We start from the raw sequence: 19,152 nt of genomic DNA on the forward strand, positions 1-19,152 counted from the left end.
CAGACTAACAGACTAACAGACTAACAGACCAACAGACCAACAAACTAACAGACTTCTTCTTCCAAACCTCAATTCCTCCCGTTGCTAAAATATCCTTTTCGCTCTATATTGCTTGTAAAAAAATTGAGTGAAATAACTACAAACCAAAGAAAAAGAATCTGCTGAATGGAGATCAGTATTTTAGCTGTAAGAGTACTGGGTATATAATCGCCAGGGCCGAGTGCAGTTGCTGTGGAAATACTAAAGTAAATTCCATCAAACCAGTGTACAAATGCTTTGTTGAAATGGTCTCCGGCTGAGTACAAAACGCCAAATACCAATATCAGTTCCATGTAATTCAGGAACAGCAACAACATGGATCTTCTATAAGATCTTGGTCGCATATGCGTGTCTGAAGCAAAGATCATGGCCGGGATATAAAATACTGTTTCTGCAGCTACCCATACCATAAACCAATAAATGAAAGGAATGTATTGCCAGTCGTTGAGCAATGCCACGACAGGGAAGATGAGTTTCAATACAATACAAATGTCAACAACGAGGTCTTTATACCTGGGATTTTTTTTCTCAACGAGGTGTTTGATGTGCCCAACTGGAAAAATAAATTGAATTCCGGCAAGGAACAAACGAATGATCTTTTCAAGTCCGTAATCATCGTGGTGTTCGTTGTTCCAAATAGCTTTGAGATTTTGTTTACGGCGGTCTACATGTTTGTGACCAGGTGGGTGGTGTAGCTCTTTGTCTCCAAAGAAGAGTTTCTTAAGAAGATTTCGCATATCGCAAAGGTATGTTGTACAAACATAAAATGCGGTAAGATTTTAAATTGGGTTTGAACTTTAGCTTCAGATGAGCTTACAACTTATAGGTATTTTCGATACTGGCGTGATACCAACATTCCTTTATTTCGACATCAACAATTTTTTTGGCGTGATGCCAAATTGTTTTTTGAAGGCTTCAATAAAATGACTGATATTGGTGTATCCCATTTCATGGGCTACTTGTTTGACTTGCAGGTTTTGTTCTGACAACAATCGTCTGGCCATTTCCATTTTATAACTCATGAGATAATGATAGGGCCCTTGTCCGTAGATTTCCTTAAATCCAGCCTTAAGCTGGTACTCGTTGAGCTGGACCGATTTTGCCAATTCGGGAATGGTTGGTGGATGCTTAAATTGTTCCAACAAAATACTTTTTGCGTCTTTAATTTTTCGAACCGTCAATTCATTTTTCAGGAAGGGACAATATTCGGCATTGGTTTGTTTTTCAGCATAGAGCAAGCTCAGAATTTCCAGCGTTTTGGCCTGAAAATACAAACGGTTTGCCGGCTCTAATCGAATTTTTTGTTCGAGTTGTTTGAGTACAATATGCAACTCCCCACTGATCTCAAGTTCTTCATAGAATTTGTGTTGCGCATTTTGAGGATCAAAAATGGGAGCTGATTGCACAAGTGGATGCGGACTAAACAGTTGATGAAGTTTGTCAAGACGGATACTCAGATGGATTAAAGGAATGTCCTTTTCAGCCTGGAGTTGGATCTGGAGTTCTCCTTCCGGTTGATAAATGACAAAGGCATGATTTTGAGCCAGGTTGCGCCGATAGTGCGGACTGAAAATGAATGTTACAGGACCCGACAAACTAAATAAAATCTGAACCTTTGAGGGTAATAACACGAGAAAACGATCTGTCTGGCTTATAAGGTCTTCAATGATATGTAACTGTAAATCGCCATCGTCAAAACAGACTTTAAATTCTATTTTAGGGATATTTTTTTGTACGATTTTTTCCGATTTCATACGGTTCTTATGTAAAAATATTATAAATGATTAAATATCAATTAAATAGAAAATAACATAAAATGCAAGATAAATCTTTTCAGGGTAGTTATTATCCAATTAGGGTTATTTTAATTAATGACCCCGTAGCAATTTTGCAGCTGAAATGAGGAGCTTACCGTATTTTTTAGCGATCCTGATCATGGGACAAGGATTTGGGCAGCAAGACACACTTGAAATTGCGGAAATCGTCATTTCGGCCACCCGGACCGAAAAAAAACTGACTGCAGTCCCGATGCCAACACTACTTATAAAGGCTAAAGAGATCCAAATTACGGGAACTTCCAGACTTCAGGATCTGCTTACAGAGCAAGTCGGTTTGAGTGTTGTTCCTCAAATCAATGGTTTTGGCAATGGCTTGCAAGTTCAGGGCCTGAATCCCGATTACACGCTTATCATGGTGGATGGCGAACCCGTCATTGGAAGATTAACCGGAAATCTCGAACTTAACCGATTTACCCTTGGCAATGTCAAGCAGGTTGAAATTGTAAAAGGTCCAAGTTCGAGTTTGTATGGATCAGAAGCCTTAGGTGGCGTTGTAAATATATTGACGCAATCTGCAAGTGAAAATAAAGCTATTGTAGATTTAAAGCACAGTACAAATAATACCTACGATCTCGGATTGCAGGGACAAGTTGTAATAAAAGATTTTTCATTAACAGGCTTTGTAAATCATTTTCGCACGGATGGTTTTGATTTATTTGAAAACAGCTTTGGCCAGGTCGTTTCTCCTTATTACAATACAACATTGCAGCTTAAACCAAAATATGAATTTAAACAAGCTCATGTATTGTCGATCCATACCAGATGGTTCAAAGAAACTCAGGACAATCAATATCAGGTTATTTCCGGTGTTGATTCTATCAGGGTTTCCGGACAGGCGTTTGTGGAAGATTTGAGTTTAAGTCCGCGATTAAAATTGAGGCTAAATTCAAGAACTTTTTTAAGTCTTCATTATTATTACAGCAAATACAGCACGCAGACGGAGTTATTTGAAATTGACGACCAGAAACAATATTATACAGACGATTTTAAACAAGAATTGCAAAAACCTGAATTCATCACAAACCTGCAATTCGATGGTGGACATACCTTAACCGCGGGTGCAGGTGCTCATTTTGAAAGTGTCGAAACTTCCAGATATGGAGATGCCGAATTAAAAGAACAACAAAGTTATTTTGGCTTTGCGCAACATGAATGGAGTCTGGCTGACAAATGGGAGTTTGTTAGTGGTTTGCGTTATGACCGAAATGCAGTGTACGGAAATCAATGGTCGCCTAAATTTGCCCTGCAATACACGTTCAATAAGAATCTTTCACTAAAAGCATCTGTAGGAACTGGATTTAAAGCACCTGATTTTAGATATCTATACTTGAATTTTAGAAATTCTGCTGCGGCTTACTCGGTTTTTGGTACGGAACAAGTCGTAGCTCAACTTCAACAACTTGAAAAAAATGGGGAGATCCTTTTGTATTTTTCTAACCCCAATGAAATCGGCAAATTGGATGCCGAACGATCGTTAGCTTTCAATTTGGGCCTGCATTATAATATTAAAAAGGACTTCACGCTTGATCTTAATTTATTTAGAAACGATCTGGAAGGATTGATTGAAAGCATTCCGGTAGCCATGACTACCGATATGCGCAACATATATTCCTACGACAATATTAAACAGGCTTATACACATGGCGGTGAAGTTTCATTAAAGAAAACATGGAATAGTGGTATTCAAATCCATTTTTCGTCGCAATGGCTGTTTGCAAAGGATAAAGAAATTGTAAGTGAAATAAACAGAGGCCAGATTTACGGACGGGATCCGGTGACCAAAGAATCATACAGGATTAGCCAAAGCGATTATTTCGGATTGTACAACAGGTCCAGACATACAGAAATGGTCAAAGTATTTTATACCCCAAAACAAGGACAGTGGGATGCCAGTATCAGAATGACCTATAAGAGTAAGTTTGGCATTCAGAACTCAGCTGGTAGTGTGCAGGGCATCAATCGCCCGTCATCCGATATTAATGGGAATGCGATACTTGATCGGTATGATCACTTTGTGGATGCTTATGTTCTTGTTAATGCAAGTTTAGGAAAAACTATTGGAAATCGCTTATACATCCAATGTGGTGCAGAAAATATTACGGATTTCAAAGATCCAATTAATTTGCCCCAACTACCGGGACGAATTTTATTCATCAAATTGAATTTTAAAATTTTTAAAAATAATGCAATATGAAATGTTACTTAAAATTAATGGCTTTGGGTTTGTTGACTTTTTTAATTTCCTGTGATGAGGATGATGATCCTGCAACAAGTGGAGTTGTTTCTGTAAAAATTAATAATTTGCCTGCAGATCCGCCTACAGGTTTTGATCCTAATAATGGTACTCCATTGGGAACTACCAATAAGTTTACATTTTTCCGTTTTGCAGACAGCTCAATCGTAGTAACTGCAGATAGCGCAACTTCAAAGTGGGATGTAGGTTTCAGAGCACAGGACATCATCGTAAATTCGGGATCTAGTGGACCCGGCAATGCAGCAGCTTTTACTTACACGGGCTTGTTCAATGAATTGGAATCAGTTCCGGTCGATAGTATATTTAAACAAGATCAGTTGGGTGCACTGGCCATTGGAAGAAGTTGGTACAATTATGATCCTGTAGGCATGGTATTGATCCCTAAACCGGGAAGAATCATTGTGATCCGCACTGCCGACAATAAATATGTTAAAATGGAAATTCTAAGTTACTATAAAGATGCGCCGACGACTCCCACATTTATGTCTCCGGCCCGGTATTATACATTCAGGTATGTGTACCAAAAAGATGGGTCAAAAAGTTTTAAATAGTTGAATTTCTATTGAGCTGGATGGCTTATAGTGATGTGTAGCCATAAAGGCAAAAAGACACGTGGGGTACAAGAATTTCCCTTCGTGGTTCTTTGTGTCTTCGTGCCATTGTGGCGAAATGGCCGACACCAAATGTGAAAACGATTCTACTTCTTCGCGGTCCTTTGTTGCCATATCATCGACGATCAAATTTGAATATCAAAGTTTCAACATCCATCAATAATTTCTAAAATAAAATTTGTTTTTGAATCTTATGGCTTCTATCCCTGAGTTGGTATAAAATATTTGAATTTGAAAAGGATTTTCATCATTGTAGTAAACAGAATAAAGTAATTTTTGATCCAAGTATAAGCTGTCCTGATAAAGAAAGCGAATGTTATTATGTGGAATGAATCCACGATCGAGAACCGGAAATTGTAATAATGGAAAATCTCCATCCGTTTTTAGAGTAGCACTTATCGTAAGAATATCAGCCAATAATACTTTATCATAGCTGCTGTTTCGCTCATCGAGCAAAGTAGCCAGTTGTAGTTGAATTTTTGAAAGCTCTTGAGATGGATTTGTATTTTTGAGTGTAAAGCGATAAGATTTAAGAATATAATCTACGGGTTTCATTTGATGACTGTCCTGTGGACAAATCACAAAGAAATTCGATTGTAAAAAATCCTGAGGCTCCCTGAATTGGCTAAGTTGAAATTGTAAACTATCTGTTGAACTGTGTTTAAAGGTATAGTATATATTTTGATGATAGGGTATCCATTCGAAGCTTACATTTGCCGGCCAAAATGCTTCCAGTCTAAAGGGTGTTAAACAAGGCTTGTAGTCTTCATCGTTGTTTGGATCGCAAGAGAAAAGGAAAACGCAACAAATGAATGACAGCACATTTTTAAGACTATATGTAGCTTGATTTCCATTCATTTTTCGTATATGAAATATGTGTCTTACCATGTGTCCAATTCAAAATCTTGAGATGCAATCGTTAAAATAAATTGTTAACATAAGTTATTAAACGAATGGTACGGCGAATTCTTTTGAATTTTGTTTAAAATATTCAATATGTCTTTAAACTACGCTCTGATATTCAGCGTTTTCGTGAGTTTCCTAACTGTCATATCCTGCAAAAAGGATGGAGCCGGCAATACTGAAAATGCTGCTCAGGCTATGGAAACTTACGCTGCCGAAAAAACACCAACCTTTGCCGTGACGCTTAATGGCAAGCCCCTACAGGCAATGCCAGAACCGGATACTATCAAACAAAACTATATCAAATCATTGGACGAAGCCCGGGCTTTTTACTTAGGCAATCTGAAAAATGTAAAAGGGTATGCGGATTACGGGCGCAAAGCCTTAAATTTAGGTTATGTTGAAAATGCCTTGCAGGTTTTGAGCAAAGGCATAGATCAATTTCCAAATACGGCTGACCTCTATTACTATCGCGGGATGGCTTCGGTGATCGGACGCCAGTTTCCGGAAGCTGTAAGCGATTTTTGGAAGGCAGGCAAAGCTATCGAAGGACAACGCGACGCTAAGGGAATATTGGATAAAACAGAAGAGGAGAAAAAAATCGACGCCACCCTGCAGTATGAGGTTTATAAATGGATGGGCCTTGCATTTCAATGTCAGGGTGATTTTACCAATGCTGAAAAAATGTATGAGGTTTGCGGAGATTTCTCTACCAATTCAGATCTCTACTGCATATCTTATTACTGGCAATATCAGGCTTATATGAGAGCCGGAAGAGAAAAAGATGCAACTTCATTACTGGGATCAGTCAGCCCTAAAATGTATATCTCTGCCTCCACGCAACCATACCTGGATGCTTTGTTATATTTCAAAGGCGAGAAAAGTGAAACGGATCTGGTCAATCTGAACGAAGTACCAAAATCCTCTATCGAAGCCAATGGCTGGTCGATCAAAGCGTATGCAATTGCAGTAAAAGCCTTACTTGAGAAAAAGGAAACGCGTTTTGTGGAAGTGCTCGATAAAATTGTAGCTAGCCCATTTTGGAATCAAGCAGCCTTTATTGCTGCAGAAGCAGATCACCACAGGCTGAAAGGATTTAACTATGAAAAAATGAAGGAAGTAAAGATGGAGTCGGATGGAAAGAGGAAGGGGTAGGGGTAGGAGTTTGTTAGCCTGCAAGTCTGTGAGTAGGCGTTTAGGCTTTTAATTTTGAGAAATTAATAAAAATTGGCTCTTGGCTCATAACTCTTGACTCTTGTATCCCATGTCCCGTAGGGACAAAATATCGGTAGCAAAAATATAATGATAGACGGGTTACAGAATTTTCAAAAAGACCAACATCAAACTCATTTTGGTATGTTTGAAAAAATAAAAACTAGCAACTATTATTTCCTTAATGCACTACGAATTCACCACATCCGTTTCAAACAAGCAGATTCTTCATGTTGGGTCAGAAATCAATTACATGACTGCGATTGATCCGTTTTCGGGATGGGTTAAAACCCATTTCTTGTCTGAAGCAGAATTTGCAGAATTGAAGAATTTTCAGAATACTTACCGTAGCATATAGGAATATTTTATTTAACAAAAAATGTTCATCTAACGAACGTTTGTTAGTACTGTATCCTTGAATCACTACTCTGATAGAACTTATTTTAGGAAATTCTGCAAAATATTTGATAATCTTTCATCTTGACATAATGGTCACCTCACCTCCAACTCCTCTCCACTATGCGGAGAGGAGAGCGGATCGTACTTCCTTTAAAATTATTCCTATTTTATCTTAAGAGCTCAGTATCCCGCTTTCATAAGCCAACTTGGTAAAAATAAATTTTTCAAAGCGGGATACGCTGTGGCGATAGGAAAACTCCGTTTTCCAGACGGATGATTCATTGTAGTAATATTTTTTTTTCCGCTCGCGAGGGGTGAACGAACAAACAACATCTATCAAAGATCTTTTTGACTGCAGCGGGAATTACAGAATAAACGCATTCTCAGAATTGCAAAGAGATCCATGATGAAAAATTCTGCAAATTCTGATTCTGACAAATGGGAATTGGGAGAAGACTGAAGGTCAAAGGCTAAAGTCAGAGGATTTGTTTATGAATTAAACAAACTTAACTCATCAGAACCATTCTGAAAATTCTTTAATTGAGTAAATGCTGATTTAGAAAAGTGGGTATGGTTCAGCCCATGTGCAATAAAACAAAGCAACCAATGTGTTAATGATTAGTTAATGCACTGCACTGCACTGCACTGTAAATATATGCTATATTCAAACTTCTTTTCGGATACACATCACATACGAGCTACAACAAAACCTGAATACTAACAAGTGTTAGTATTGTTTTGTTTAACTTAAACCCTTTGCCTATGTGCACGTATAACACAGCCCTGTTGAAGTAGCGTAAATTCCCGATAGCCGTATTTATTAAGCATTTAACAAGGCTTCCATTCAAGTTTTCTATTATGCTGCTGTGATCCAATTCTGAGGTCATGAGCATGTGCTATCGTTTTATTTTATTAATTTAAATCAAAGTATTATGAGAAATTTAAAAACAACCCAGTTTCATAAAGCCCATTTGGTAATGAAATGTCTACAGAAATGGGCATTATTTAGGTTTATATTTATACTTTTCCTGATATTTGTAAACTTAAACTTTATTCTTGGCCAATCTTGCGACTGCACATATGATTTTGGCACTCACTCAGGAAGTACAAGCTTATGGAGTTCTGCAGGTGTTGGTGGTAATGGTTATGTTGTGGATAAGACAATCTGTGTACAGGGAACCTTGATCATTGATGTGGATGCGAGATTTTTAAATTGTACTTTTATGATGCATCCTGGATCAACAATCCATGTTGCTAATTTTACTTTATTTAAAGCGACATCTACTAATTTCATAAGATGTGGATTATTTAATGTGATGTGGAATGGGATAATAACGACTTGGGGTTCGCAATTGGATTTTAATAACAATACCATCAGTGATGCCAACATTGGTATTTATTGTTATCCTAATTCAATCATCACCCAGCTGATACAAAATAAATTTAACCGTTGTTACATCGGAATAGAAGCTTACGAAATCATTGCGGATAGGCCGTTTGTAGGGAATCGTTATTATTCTGATGGAACTTTGCTTCCTCCAAAATCGGGCTTTCCATTTGCCGGTATGCGTATCATTAATACGGTTGGACTCATCAGTGAGCGTTCAGGGTTTTATGAGCACATGAATTGGGGAATCGAATTGTACAACAGCAATTATATAGGTGAGAATATTACGATGCAAAATGGTCCAACTACAATTGCCATGCTCAATCCCGGAATTGGAATTTTATCACATGGTTCGAACTTCACAATCAATAACTCATTTTTTAGAAGGATCCCTTTTGGGATTTGGTCAGATCAGAGATCCTCATCAACCATAACGAACAACCATTTTAGCAATATTTCGTTTGGAGTTCTTGTTCAGAATAGTCCGAACCTGACTATTAACATCCATAATAATATGATGGATACCATTCGAACATCTGGTATCTTTATTAAAGATTGTGCGCCACACCTGGAGACTTTGGTATCTGATAATATGATTGTCTTTAGTTCCAATTCACTTTATGGCCAACCAACGGAAAGTTGTTTTGGTATTACCATAGACAATGATGGAGATAGAATAGAAGCGGGAAGAGAAACACAGATTTTCAACAATCATGTTTACCAAAATACTGCTTCACCTCCAACATCCTTTTTTGGATATTTTTTATACAATACCTGGTCGATTCTCTGTCAGGGCAACACCATTGATTTCGGTAATCCTTATGTAAATGCTAACTGGGGATTTTATGTCAATAATTGTTCCAGGGTCAATTTAAATGCCAATACGATAAGCGGTGGGGGTATCAATCACCCATCATCTACCGGCATTTATCTTCATCAAACCCACTTTAGTAGTCTTTGTTGCAATACGACAAGTGGCATTGACGTAGGAACAGAATTTGATGGAGTATGCCTTGATACGCGTATCCGGGGCAGCAATTTTGAAGGACCATATACGACCCATGCGATGTTGTTCTTTTTTACGATCACTGCAATACAACAGCTGTACCCGGGCAATGATTGGACGGGCAGTGCCCCTGTGGATGCACGATTTGTTGGTGACCCGATAACTGCATTTGAAGATGCTTTTATAGTATCAACCCAGGGCCTTCCATTTCATCCTGACGATCCTATTGATAGTCCACCATTTTGGTTCCAAAGGCCAATGAATCCCGATCCGGAAAGCAGCTGTTTTCAAGATGCAGATTGTGACGGTACTCCGGAATCAATATGTAATGATTTTCCAAATGGTTCACTGCTTTTAGTGAGTGGATATGGTGGACTGCATGGCGAAGGCTTGACCTGGGAAGCAAGAAAAACTGTTTTGCGAGAGTTTTGGAAGGATCCTGATTTTGGGTGTAACGGTAACATGTCAAATAGTTTTAAATCAGCGCATCAGAATTCAAATCTGGGAAAACTTGCGCAGATCACAAATGACATAAGTTCCGTGTTAACTGTTCCGGTAGCCATAGCCGAGAATCTGGAAGATCTTTCAAACACAATAGATTTAGAGACACAGGCAATCATAAGTATTGATGCCTGGTGGGAGGAAGAAGGGGCAGATTTGGAATATTGGAAACAACAACGCGATATCCATATTGTAAATTTATTGGATGCCATCTCACAATATGATTCCATATTGGCCGCAATTCACGAAGAGGTGTTGGCAGCCATTCCTTCGATACAATCAGATCTTGGCGAAATAATACCTCAAAATATTATGGAGGAGAACGATCTGTATGTTACAGCTATCTTTTTAGATAAACTGGTGAACCTAGAATACAGTTTGGATTCTATCCAAACACAAAATTTGACCGGTATTGCAAATCAGTGCCCTTTTGATGGAGGCAGTGCTGTGATCAGGGCAAGGGCATTGCTTTGGAGTCCTGAGTTGGAGAATTTACATCCCGGGGCAACTTGTTCTGGCATTTCCGGACCCAGATCAGGAAATAAAAATGCTGAAGTTTTAGATATTCAAATAATGCCCAATCCAAATAAAGGCATTTTTGATTTGAAAATTGAAAACTATGTAAAGCAAAGTCAATACACAATCCGTGTATTTGATGCACAGGGAAAAGTGATCAAAAATATGAATACAAAGCAACAAAGGAACATCCTGGATCTTAGTAGAAATCCAGGAATCTACTTTATCAATGTTTTGAAAACTGATGGAACGAGTTATACAAAAAAACTATTCATTATTTAATGAAACATAAATCTAATTTACTGCTGTCCATCCTTGTTTTTGGATGGACAGCTTTATTTGCTCAGTGGGAAGATTATAATTGGATGTTGGGAGCTTCTAGTCCCCAATCAGATTCCACTTGGAGTAGAATTCATTGGACATTTAAAGATGACAATTCATATTCTGAATACAGGACTTACAAAGTTGAGCATTTACTAGAATTTACCAATGCCTCCATTTCAGACAATTCCGGAAAACTGCTGTTTTATACAAATGGGCGCTCTGTTTTTAACCGCGATTATCAGAAAATGCCAAATGGTGACGGATTAAATCCGGGCAGGTATGCCAACAGTTCGATGGAAACCGGATATAAATTAATTCATGGAGCTATCATACTTCCATGGCCGGAACATCCCGGTAAATATTTTATTTTCCATGTCACCACAGACAATATTCCCTTTGTATGGTATTCTCTAAACCTGTTTACGACATTGGTAGATATGGACCTGGATCTTGGCAAAGGTGATGTTGTGTATAAAAATAAATCCGTATACGCCGATAGTTTGGTCAATGGCAGCCTTTCGGCTTGTCGACATGCGAATGGCAGGGATTGGTGGCTGCCCAGTTTTTATTACTCCGGTAAAAAATGTTTCATGTTCTTACTCGATCCTACGGGTGTCAGCTTGCATCATGTGCAGGATATTCCCCATACTTTTGAAACAAGTGGAAGAGGACAATCTCAATTCAGTCCGGACGGAACCCGTTATGCTTTTTTTCACCAAAACAGTTATAGTTACCGCGAGTTTTTCTTAGCAGACTTTGACCGTTGTACAGGACTTTTTACGAATATAGAGTACAGTACGATGCCAAGATTTGATATTGCAGCGCTCGCTTTTTCACCCAATAGCCGGTTTATATATTTAGGCACAGCTTACGAACTTTACCAACTGGATCTGTCAAAAAAAGATGCTTTTAAAAATCGATTGCGGGTAGACAGCATAGATGGATTTAGCTCCTTTCCATTGTTCACTTCCTATTTTTCATTCATGCAATTAGCCCCAGATCAAAAGATTTATATCAATAATGGTCGTGGTCCTGATTATTTAAGTACGATCGAAAAGCCGGATCTCGAAGGAAAGGATTGTGATGTCCGCCAGCACAACATACACATCACGAGCAATGCCACCATACCTAATTTTCCTTATTTCCGCTTAGGAGCTATGGATGGGAGCCTTTGTGATACCCTGGCCCGTGGGCGACTACCCTTGGCGCAATGGTCCGCTAAAAAAGATAGCACCAAGCCCCTTAAGGTGAATTTCACAGATAGCAGCTTGTATCAGGTAAGAGAATGGTATTGGAATTTTGGAGATCCGGGAAGTGGATTGAATGAAAGCAGACTTCCAAATCCTGCGCATGAATTTTCAAAAGATGGGATGTATAATGTTTGTCTGGTGGTGAAAAATGAAATTGGAACGGACACATTCTGTAACAACGTAAATGTGGAAATCGTGTCAACCAATGATATGTACCGGGATCATGAGACATTAAAAGAAATACAGATTATTCCAAATCCCTTCAGTGAATATATTCATATAAACATTCCAACAAGGAAGAAATTGAAATATCAACTTTACAATATGCTGGGTAGTCAATTAAGAATTGATGAATTGAATAACGAAAATAACACGATTGAAATGAAAGAATATCCAAATGGAATTTATAGAATTGTCATTTTGGAAGAGGAAAAAAAGATTTATACATCTTTATTGATGAAAGTGGGGATGTAGGCAAGTAGGCTTTTAGGAATGTAGGCATGTAGGAAGAAGTCTGTAAGGCTGAAAGTAGGAATTTAGGTTTTTAGGCGTTTAGGCATTTAGGAATTTAGGAAGAAGTCTGCTAGTCTGTGGGATGAGGTCTGAGTTATGGGAATTGAAAAAAATTGAATCTTAACTTTTGCCTCTTGACTCTTGTATCCCATGTCCCGTAGGGACAAAATATCGGTAGCAAAAATGTAAAACGAATCACAGCGTGCCGCAGGTACGCTACCATATCTTAGGTAGTAAAAATATAATGATAGACGGGTTACAGAATTTTCAAAAAGACCAACATCAAACTCATTTTGGTATGTTTGAAAAAATAAAAAAAAAAATAATTTTTTTAGAAGTTAAAAAAAGTGGTAAATTAGGGGTGTCCGTTTGGATGGGTTAAACTCTTGTCGATTGAAGATTAGGCAAAGGAAATTTATCAACAAAAATGTGTGGTCCCTCGAATCACTACTCGATAGAACTTATTTTAGGAAATTCTGCAAAATATTTGATAATCTTTCATCTTGACATAATGGTCACCTCACCTCCAACTCCTCTCCACTATGCGGAGAGGAGAGCGGATCGTACTTCCTTTAAAATTATTCCTATTTTATCATACAGCAGCTCTGCGTATCCCGCTTTCATAAGCCAACTTGGTAATAAAATATTTTTTCAAAGCGGGATACGCTGTGGCGATAGGAAAACTCCGTTTTCCAGACGGATGATTAATTGTAGTAATATTTTTTTTTCCGCTCGCGATCGGTGTACAAACAAACAACATCTATCAAAGATTTTTTTGACTGCAGCGGGATTTACAGAATAAACGCATTCCCAAAATTGGAAAGAGATTCATGATGAAAAATTCTAAAAATCCTGATTCAGACAAATGGGAATTGGGAGAAGACTGAAGGTCAAAGGCTAAAGTCAGAGGATTTTGTTTATGAATTAAACAAACTTAACTCATCAGAACCATTCTGAAAATTCTTTAATTGAGTAAATTCTGATTCAGACAAGTGGTTATTGTTCAAGAGCGTATGAACACTTAATTGAGTATATTCACTTCAAATTTCTCAAACAGGGGGTACTTGTTGAGCTCAAGGGTTCAGAATTCCATTTCTATGTTTTTGTCGAATAAATCTCTAATTTCGTCGTAGATTGTATTTGATTTGGAATTTTGAGCTCCCCGGTTTTGTTGATTTGGGATTCGATTTATTGTTAACACTTTCAAATTTTATTTATGAATCATGCAGTAAGAGAAAAAACATTTAAAGCCGTTTCCGGTTGGTGGATATTGGTCGTCGTATTGTTGTTGCCTTATATCGTGTTTATGAGCCAGCAGATTATTTTATATGTAATCGGAGGTATTATTTGGTTATTGTTGATATCAGGTTTTATTGTGATCAACCCCAATAGTTCGCGGGTTTTGACCTTATTTGGAAAATATGTTGGAACCATTCGTGAAGATGGTTTTTTCTGGGCTAATCCGTTTTTTATAAAACGGGATTTATCACTGCGTGCCCGAAATTTTGAAAGTGAACGATTGAAAGTCAATGATAAACGTGGAAATCCGATTCAGATTGGGGTTGTTTTGGTTTGGAAGGTCCAGGATACTTTCAGAGCACAATTTGAGGTCGAGGATTTTATTCATTATGTAAAAGTGCAAACGGATGCTGCAGTAAGAAAACTGGCCGGTAGTTTTGCATATGACCATGTGGATGATCATGACGAAATCACCTTGCGTTCATCTGAGTTGGAGGTGAACAGGGTGCTGGAAGCAGAATTGCAGGAACGATTATCTTTTGCGGGCATTGAAGTTCTGGAATCGCGTATCGGTTATCTTGCTTATGCCAACGAAATTGCAGCAGCTATGCTAAAGCGCCAACAGGCGGAAGCGATCGTATCTGCAAGATTTAAAATTGTAGAAGGTGCCATTGGTATGGTGGAAGGCGCATTGAAACAACTCGAGCAGAAGGGCATCGTCCAATTGGACTCGCACGAAAAAGCAAAATTGGTGAGTAACCTGATGGTCGTCTTGTGCTCGGAGAAGGAGACAACACCGGTGGTGGAGGCGTCTGCGTAGGGAATGTTAGATCAAACCTAAGATCTGCGATCATTGCACAAGGTATGATCTCTGTCAATAAGGATCCAAGAGCCAGACCCATGGATATTTAGTCTCCTGCAGCATAGGCTGCTTTTGAAAGGACTTTTCAAAATTAGACTTAATAGTATGAGAACTCTAAATAAAGTGGAATTCACAAAATAAATGTTTTTTTTGAATGATTGGAAGGGATCTAATTCATATTAGTTTATCAGAATCATTTAGTGGATCGAATATAAATATTTAAATTGTAATTTGTTTACATAATTTTCATTACTCTGCAATGGATAAGTTGATTGAATTATTTTATCGACCATTTCATTTGAAACATATAAACCTATTGATGAACCATTATATTGACTTGCTTCAATACAAATTTTTTTACCTTCCTCATTATAAAGAATAATCAATTGACAAGTGTTCGAATTCAATTCAAAACGATCTTCGCATTCCAACAATTTTTTATTAAAAATTTCGCGTATAATTAAATAATCGAAAATTTCATTTATTGGCTTTGAGTAAATTTCAATATTTATAATTTTGAAATCAGCTGGAATTTCATGAGCGTTCAATTGATTATATTCTTTATCAATTGAAACACATAGTTGTTGTGTTTCGAGTTCTGGCTTTGTGTTTATATGTATGGTTTTAAATACAATTTTATCGCCATTATCTAAGAGTAATTTAACTGATGAAGGGCTGAAAGAATATATTACTTGATTATTATGTTTGCTTTCATATTCATTTAATGTAAAAGACACTATTTTAGAATTAATTAATGATTGCAAAATTTGTTTTTCATGCGAATCAAAATCCTGAATAAGAGTTATTTTCATATTTGAATTCTTATTTTAAATGAAATTCCATTGACTATTATTTCAATCGCAGGACTATTAAAAGAACTATCCATTGGATAGTATTTAATAATAACACCTGGAATATTATCAATCATTTTACCCCAACTGAAATCCTTCCAATTTTTACCAAATTTTAATGCCAATTTATTCAAGAGATCATCAATCGAATTATTTCCTAGTATTACTCTGAATTGTTTTGTAGCACCAGATTTAATCCATTCCAAAGCATCCACCAATTTCAACTCGTCTATCGTCTCAAAAATAGCATTAAAAAGGGAATTGTTGTTGGTCAAAAATGTTTTTAATTCACTTAGGGATTTATAAGTCTTGAATAGGGAGTTTCCGAGAGAGGCCGCAGTAATGCCAAGATCTGCGATCATCGCACAAGGTATTCGCGTGCTATAATATTAAATGCGATATTTATTTGCAAAAAAAAGTCTAATATGTGACCATTGTGTTATTCTTAAATTGAACAGAATTAATTAGTAGCTATTTACTTATAGCTTAACTTTATTTAGATGCTAGCTTTTTATCAATTGACATTTAGCTACAGAACTTTTGTAATTTTGCCGAATGACCTATGAAGAATTCACGAAAATAGCCGAAGGCATCCCAAGGGATCCGGGTGTCTATAAATTTATAGGACAACGCGAAGAAATCTTATACGTAGGTAAGGCCAAAAGTCTGAGAAACAGACTGGGATCTTATTTTGGCGATAAAAAATATTTGGCGGCTAAAACTAAAGCTCTGGTTCGCAATGCGCTGAAAATTGAGTACACGCTTACAGAGAATGAACAGGATGCCTTCCTGTTGGAAAATTCACTGATCAAAACCCATCAGCCCAAGTATAATGTCATGCTTAAGGATGGGAAGACCTATGCTTATATCTGTATTAAAAAGGAGGCTTTTCCGAGAGTGTTTTTTACCCGAAGGGTGATCAAAGATGGTTCCACTTACTTTGGTCCTTATGCATCCAAATACAAAGCAGAAATCATCATGGAGCTTGTCAAAAAGTTGTTCCCTTTGAGAACTTGTGCTTTGAATCTGGCACCGGAGCTCATCGCAAAAGGCAAATACAAGGTATGTCTTGAATATCACATTAAAAATTGTATGGGTCCTTGCCAGCAATTTGAAAGCCAGGAATCTTACGATCAGAAAATTCAACAGATTAAAAATATACTCAAAGGGCAACTAACAGTCGTTAGGAAGTTTTTGGTGGAGCAAATGGAGTTGTTTGCCCAAAACATGGAATTTGAGAAGGCGCATGAAAGTAAATTACAATTGACCGCATTTGAGGACTATCAGGGCAAATCGACAGTGGTGAGCACCAGCATCCGCGATGTCGATGTGTTTTCGATTGCTTCAACGGAGACCGAAGCATACATCCATTTTATGAAGGTCATTGATGGTGCGGTCATACATACCTATACTATGGAAGCAGCTAAAAATTGCGATGAAGATGAAACCCAGATCTTATCTCTGGCTATTCCGCGCATTCGCGAAAAATTCGATAGCATCGCTCCGGAAATTGTCGTTCCGTTTAATGTAGTTCTGGATGATTTAAGTTTGCAGGTAGTCGTTCCTAAACTCGGGGATAAGAAAAAGCTGCTGGACCTTTCCAACAACAATATCGAATACTACAAACTTCAAAAACGCAAAGAACAGATCAATAAAACAGGTAAATTGACCCATGCCGAGCGCATCCTACATACTTTAAAAGAAGATCTGAATATGGAGCATATTCCTGTTCACATCGAATGTTTCGACAATTCAAATATTCAGGGAACCAATCCGGTCGCATCCTGTGTGGTGTTTAAAAATGCAAGGCCTAGTAATAAGGATTACCGCCATTTTAATATCAAGACCGTTGTGGGCCCGGATGACTTTGCTTCCATGGAAGAAGTGGTATACCGTCGATATAGAAGAATGTTGGATGAAAATCTGGCGCTCCCTCAATTGGTGGTTATCGATGGTGGAAAGGGGCAACTGTCGGCTGCTATGAATTCTATTGAAAAACTGGGATTGGAAAAACGCCTGACCGTTATTGGGATCGCCAAGAGGCTCGAAGAAATTTATTTTCCTAATGATTCAATTCCACTTCACATCAACAAGAAATCTGAATCTCTCAAGCTGATCCAGCAGCTGAGAAACGAGGCGCATCGTTTTGGACTCAACTTTCATCGCAACCAACGCTCGCGCAAATTTATACAATCCGAATTGGCAAAAATCAAAGGTGTCGGTGAAAAGACCATCACTAAACTGATCAAACAATTTGGTTCGGTGGAGCAAATCAAAAAGGCCGCACCGGACGATATAACTTCACTGGTAGGAAAAGATATTTGCGACCGGATTCGTTCATACTTTGACATGGAATCAGATGCAAACCCAAAAATAGATGAAAATGAAAACTAAAATAGCGGTAACTGGGGCTTGCGGATATATCGGAAGTCACACGATCGTCGATCTATTGCAGAATGGGTATGATGTGATTTGTCTGGATTCCCTGGTCAATTCAAATGAGAGAGTACTGCTTGGGGTTGAAAAAATTACCAGACAAAAAATCTCCAATACAAAAATAGATTTAGCAGATCCTTTGTCCTGGAAATTTCTTGCTGAAGAATTTCAGGATATAAGTGGTGTAATTCATTTCGCCGCACTCAAAGCTGTTGGAGAATCTGTCCAACAACCGCTGCGTTATTACGATAACAATTTAAATGCATTGCTAAATGTGTTTAAATGGATGGATGCAGTAAGAATTCCAAATCTCATTTTTTCTTCATCCTGCACAGTGTATGGAGATCAATGCAGTTTGCCGGTCAAAGAAACGCAAGCATTTGGTATTTCACCATCACCCTATGGAAAGACCAAACAAATGGGCGAATGGATGATGATGGATTTTTTATCTGCATCACATAAACAGGGAATCAGTCTTCGATATTTTAATCCGGCCGGTGCTCACGAATCGGCATTGATAGGTGAGGATCCCAGAAATCCGGCCTTAAATCTGGTTCCGGTCATCACCGAAACAGCCATCGGTAAGCGGGAATCTCTTACCGTCTTTGGAAATGATTATCCTACTCGCGATGGTTCGTGTATCCGCGATTATGTTCATATCATGGATCTTGCCAGAGCACACACTCTCGCTTTGGAATATTTACTCTATGATAAAATGTCAATTTCATTCGATGCTTATAATCTTGGAATAGGGCAGGGCATCTCCGTTCTCGAGATGATACATGCATTCGAAGAGACAACCGGCCAAAAATTAAATTATCAAATCGGGCCGCGCAGACCCGGCGACATCCCTGAAATATGGGCCGATGCAAGCAAAGCTGAAAAACAACTTCAATGGAAACCTGAGCATGGCGTTGAAGAAATCATGCGCAGCGCATGGGAATGGGAGCGGAGGAGGAATTAGTTGATAGATTATCGATGATGGATGATGGATTATGGATCGAAACTTGT

At 38.0% G+C, this 19,152-nt stretch carries 14 protein-coding genes; 9 read left to right on the forward strand and 5 right to left on the reverse strand.

Features of this window, described 5'->3' with window-relative positions; genetic code table 11:
* Window positions 1–68 precede the first annotated feature (68 nt).
* Window positions 69–776, reverse strand: coding sequence for a two pore domain potassium channel family protein (locus tag IPM92_02195; protein ID MBK9107206.1), 708 nt, complete (start codon window positions 774–776; stop codon window positions 69–71).
* Window positions 777–899: 123 nt separating this feature from the next.
* Window positions 900–1,793 (reverse strand): helix-turn-helix transcriptional regulator, encoded by an 894-nt coding sequence (locus tag IPM92_02200; protein MBK9107207.1) that lies wholly within the window; start codon window positions 1,791–1,793, stop codon window positions 900–902.
* A 145-nt stretch (window positions 1,794–1,938) separates the two neighbouring features.
* On the opposite strand from IPM92_02200, the gene IPM92_02205 reads away from it, so the two are divergent.
* Both IPM92_02205 and IPM92_02210 read left to right on the forward strand, forming a co-directional pair.
* The gene (locus IPM92_02205; protein MBK9107208.1) at window positions 1,939–4,071 is read left to right on the forward strand and encodes a TonB-dependent receptor; all 2,133 of its coding nucleotides are present in this window, start codon (window positions 1,939–1,941) and stop codon (window positions 4,069–4,071) included.
* Window positions 4,068–4,682: an HmuY family protein gene (locus IPM92_02210; protein MBK9107209.1), complete on the forward strand. Its 615-nt coding sequence runs from the start codon at window positions 4,068–4,070 to the stop codon at window positions 4,680–4,682. Before IPM92_02205 ends, IPM92_02210 begins: the two co-directional genes overlap by 4 nt.
* Before the next feature lie 216 nt (window positions 4,683–4,898).
* Here the strand turns inward: IPM92_02210 and IPM92_02215 are convergent, their stop codons facing one another.
* Entirely contained in the window at window positions 4,899–5,630 is a 732-nt protein-coding gene (locus IPM92_02215; protein ID MBK9107210.1) for a hypothetical protein, read from the reverse strand.
* 108 nt (window positions 5,631–5,738) lie between these two features.
* Between IPM92_02215 and IPM92_02220 the strand changes: the two genes are divergently transcribed.
* From IPM92_02220 to IPM92_02240, 5 genes are all read left to right on the forward strand, one after another.
* Window positions 5,739–6,800 carry a hypothetical protein gene (locus IPM92_02220; GenBank protein ID MBK9107211.1) on the forward strand — a complete coding sequence of 354 codons (1,062 nt, stop codon included), beginning with the start codon at window positions 5,739–5,741 and terminating at the stop codon, window positions 6,798–6,800.
* A 1,388-nt stretch (window positions 6,801–8,188) separates the two neighbouring features.
* A complete protein-coding gene (locus IPM92_02225; protein MBK9107212.1) occupies window positions 8,189–10,948 on the forward strand; it encodes a right-handed parallel beta-helix repeat-containing protein in 2,760 nt (919 codons plus the stop codon).
* A complete protein-coding gene (locus tag IPM92_02230) occupies window positions 10,948–12,714 on the forward strand; it encodes a T9SS type A sorting domain-containing protein (GenBank protein MBK9107213.1) in 1,767 nt (588 codons plus the stop codon). Before IPM92_02225 ends, IPM92_02230 begins: the two co-directional genes overlap by 1 nt.
* A 241-nt stretch (window positions 12,715–12,955) precedes the next feature.
* On the forward strand, window positions 12,956–13,135 hold the full coding sequence (locus IPM92_02235) for a hypothetical protein (GenBank protein MBK9107214.1): 180 nt from the start codon (window positions 12,956–12,958) through the stop codon (window positions 13,133–13,135).
* A gap of 834 nt (window positions 13,136–13,969) precedes the next feature.
* Window positions 13,970–14,812 (forward strand): SPFH domain-containing protein, encoded by an 843-nt coding sequence (locus tag IPM92_02240; GenBank protein ID MBK9107215.1) that lies wholly within the window; start codon window positions 13,970–13,972, stop codon window positions 14,810–14,812.
* Window positions 14,813–15,051: 239 nt separating this feature from the next.
* Here IPM92_02240 and IPM92_02245 read toward each other — a convergent pair whose 3' ends face one another.
* Both IPM92_02245 and IPM92_02250 read right to left on the reverse strand, forming a co-directional pair.
* Window positions 15,052–15,666, reverse strand: a complete 615-nt coding sequence (locus IPM92_02245; GenBank protein MBK9107216.1) for a hypothetical protein — start codon at window positions 15,664–15,666, stop codon at window positions 15,052–15,054.
* On the reverse strand, window positions 15,663–16,067 hold the full coding sequence (locus IPM92_02250) for a hypothetical protein (GenBank protein ID MBK9107217.1): 405 nt from the start codon (window positions 16,065–16,067) through the stop codon (window positions 15,663–15,665). The genes IPM92_02245 and IPM92_02250 overlap by 4 nt, the downstream gene beginning before the upstream one ends.
* A 193-nt stretch (window positions 16,068–16,260) precedes the next feature.
* On the opposite strand from IPM92_02250, the gene IPM92_02255 reads away from it, so the two are divergent.
* Window positions 16,261–18,099 (forward strand): excinuclease ABC subunit C, encoded by a 1,839-nt coding sequence (locus IPM92_02255; protein MBK9107218.1) that lies wholly within the window; start codon window positions 16,261–16,263, stop codon window positions 18,097–18,099.
* Window positions 18,089–19,105 carry a UDP-glucose 4-epimerase GalE gene (galE, locus tag IPM92_02260; protein MBK9107219.1) on the forward strand — a complete coding sequence of 339 codons (1,017 nt, stop codon included), beginning with the start codon at window positions 18,089–18,091 and terminating at the stop codon, window positions 19,103–19,105. The genes IPM92_02255 and galE overlap by 11 nt, the downstream gene beginning before the upstream one ends.
* The last annotated feature ends 47 nt before the right edge of the window (window positions 19,106–19,152 follow it).

The organism is Saprospiraceae bacterium (genome assembly GCA_016719615.1).
In the GTDB taxonomy this organism is placed as follows: domain Bacteria; phylum Bacteroidota; class Bacteroidia; order Chitinophagales; family Saprospiraceae; genus Vicinibacter.

Bases quoted from the DNA above. Each gene is read 5' to 3' on its own strand.
- IPM92_02195 (MBK9107206.1), bottom strand. From the start codon at position 776: ATGCGAAATCTTCTTAAGAAACTCTTCTTTGGAGACAAAGAGCTACAC.
- IPM92_02200 (MBK9107207.1), bottom strand. From the start codon at position 1,793: ATGAAATCGGAAAAAATCGTACAAAAAAATATCCCTAAAATAGAATTT.
- IPM92_02205 (MBK9107208.1), top strand. From the start codon at position 1,939: ATGAGGAGCTTACCGTATTTTTTAGCGATCCTGATCATGGGACAAGGA.
- IPM92_02210 (MBK9107209.1), top strand. From the start codon at position 4,068: ATGAAATGTTACTTAAAATTAATGGCTTTGGGTTTGTTGACTTTTTTA.
- IPM92_02215 (MBK9107210.1), bottom strand. From the start codon at position 5,630: ATGGTAAGACACATATTTCATATACGAAAAATGAATGGAAATCAAGCT.
- IPM92_02220 (MBK9107211.1), top strand. From the start codon at position 5,739: ATGTCTTTAAACTACGCTCTGATATTCAGCGTTTTCGTGAGTTTCCTA.
- IPM92_02225 (MBK9107212.1), top strand. From the start codon at position 8,189: ATGAGAAATTTAAAAACAACCCAGTTTCATAAAGCCCATTTGGTAATG.
- IPM92_02230 (MBK9107213.1), top strand. From the start codon at position 10,948: ATGAAACATAAATCTAATTTACTGCTGTCCATCCTTGTTTTTGGATGG.
- IPM92_02240 (MBK9107215.1), top strand. From the start codon at position 13,970: ATGAATCATGCAGTAAGAGAAAAAACATTTAAAGCCGTTTCCGGTTGG.
- IPM92_02245 (MBK9107216.1), bottom strand. From the start codon at position 15,666: ATGAAAATAACTCTTATTCAGGATTTTGATTCGCATGAAAAACAAATT.
- IPM92_02250 (MBK9107217.1), bottom strand. From the start codon at position 16,067: ATGATCGCAGATCTTGGCATTACTGCGGCCTCTCTCGGAAACTCCCTA.
- IPM92_02255 (MBK9107218.1), top strand. From the start codon at position 16,261: ATGACCTATGAAGAATTCACGAAAATAGCCGAAGGCATCCCAAGGGAT.
- galE (MBK9107219.1), top strand. From the start codon at position 18,089: ATGAAAACTAAAATAGCGGTAACTGGGGCTTGCGGATATATCGGAAGT.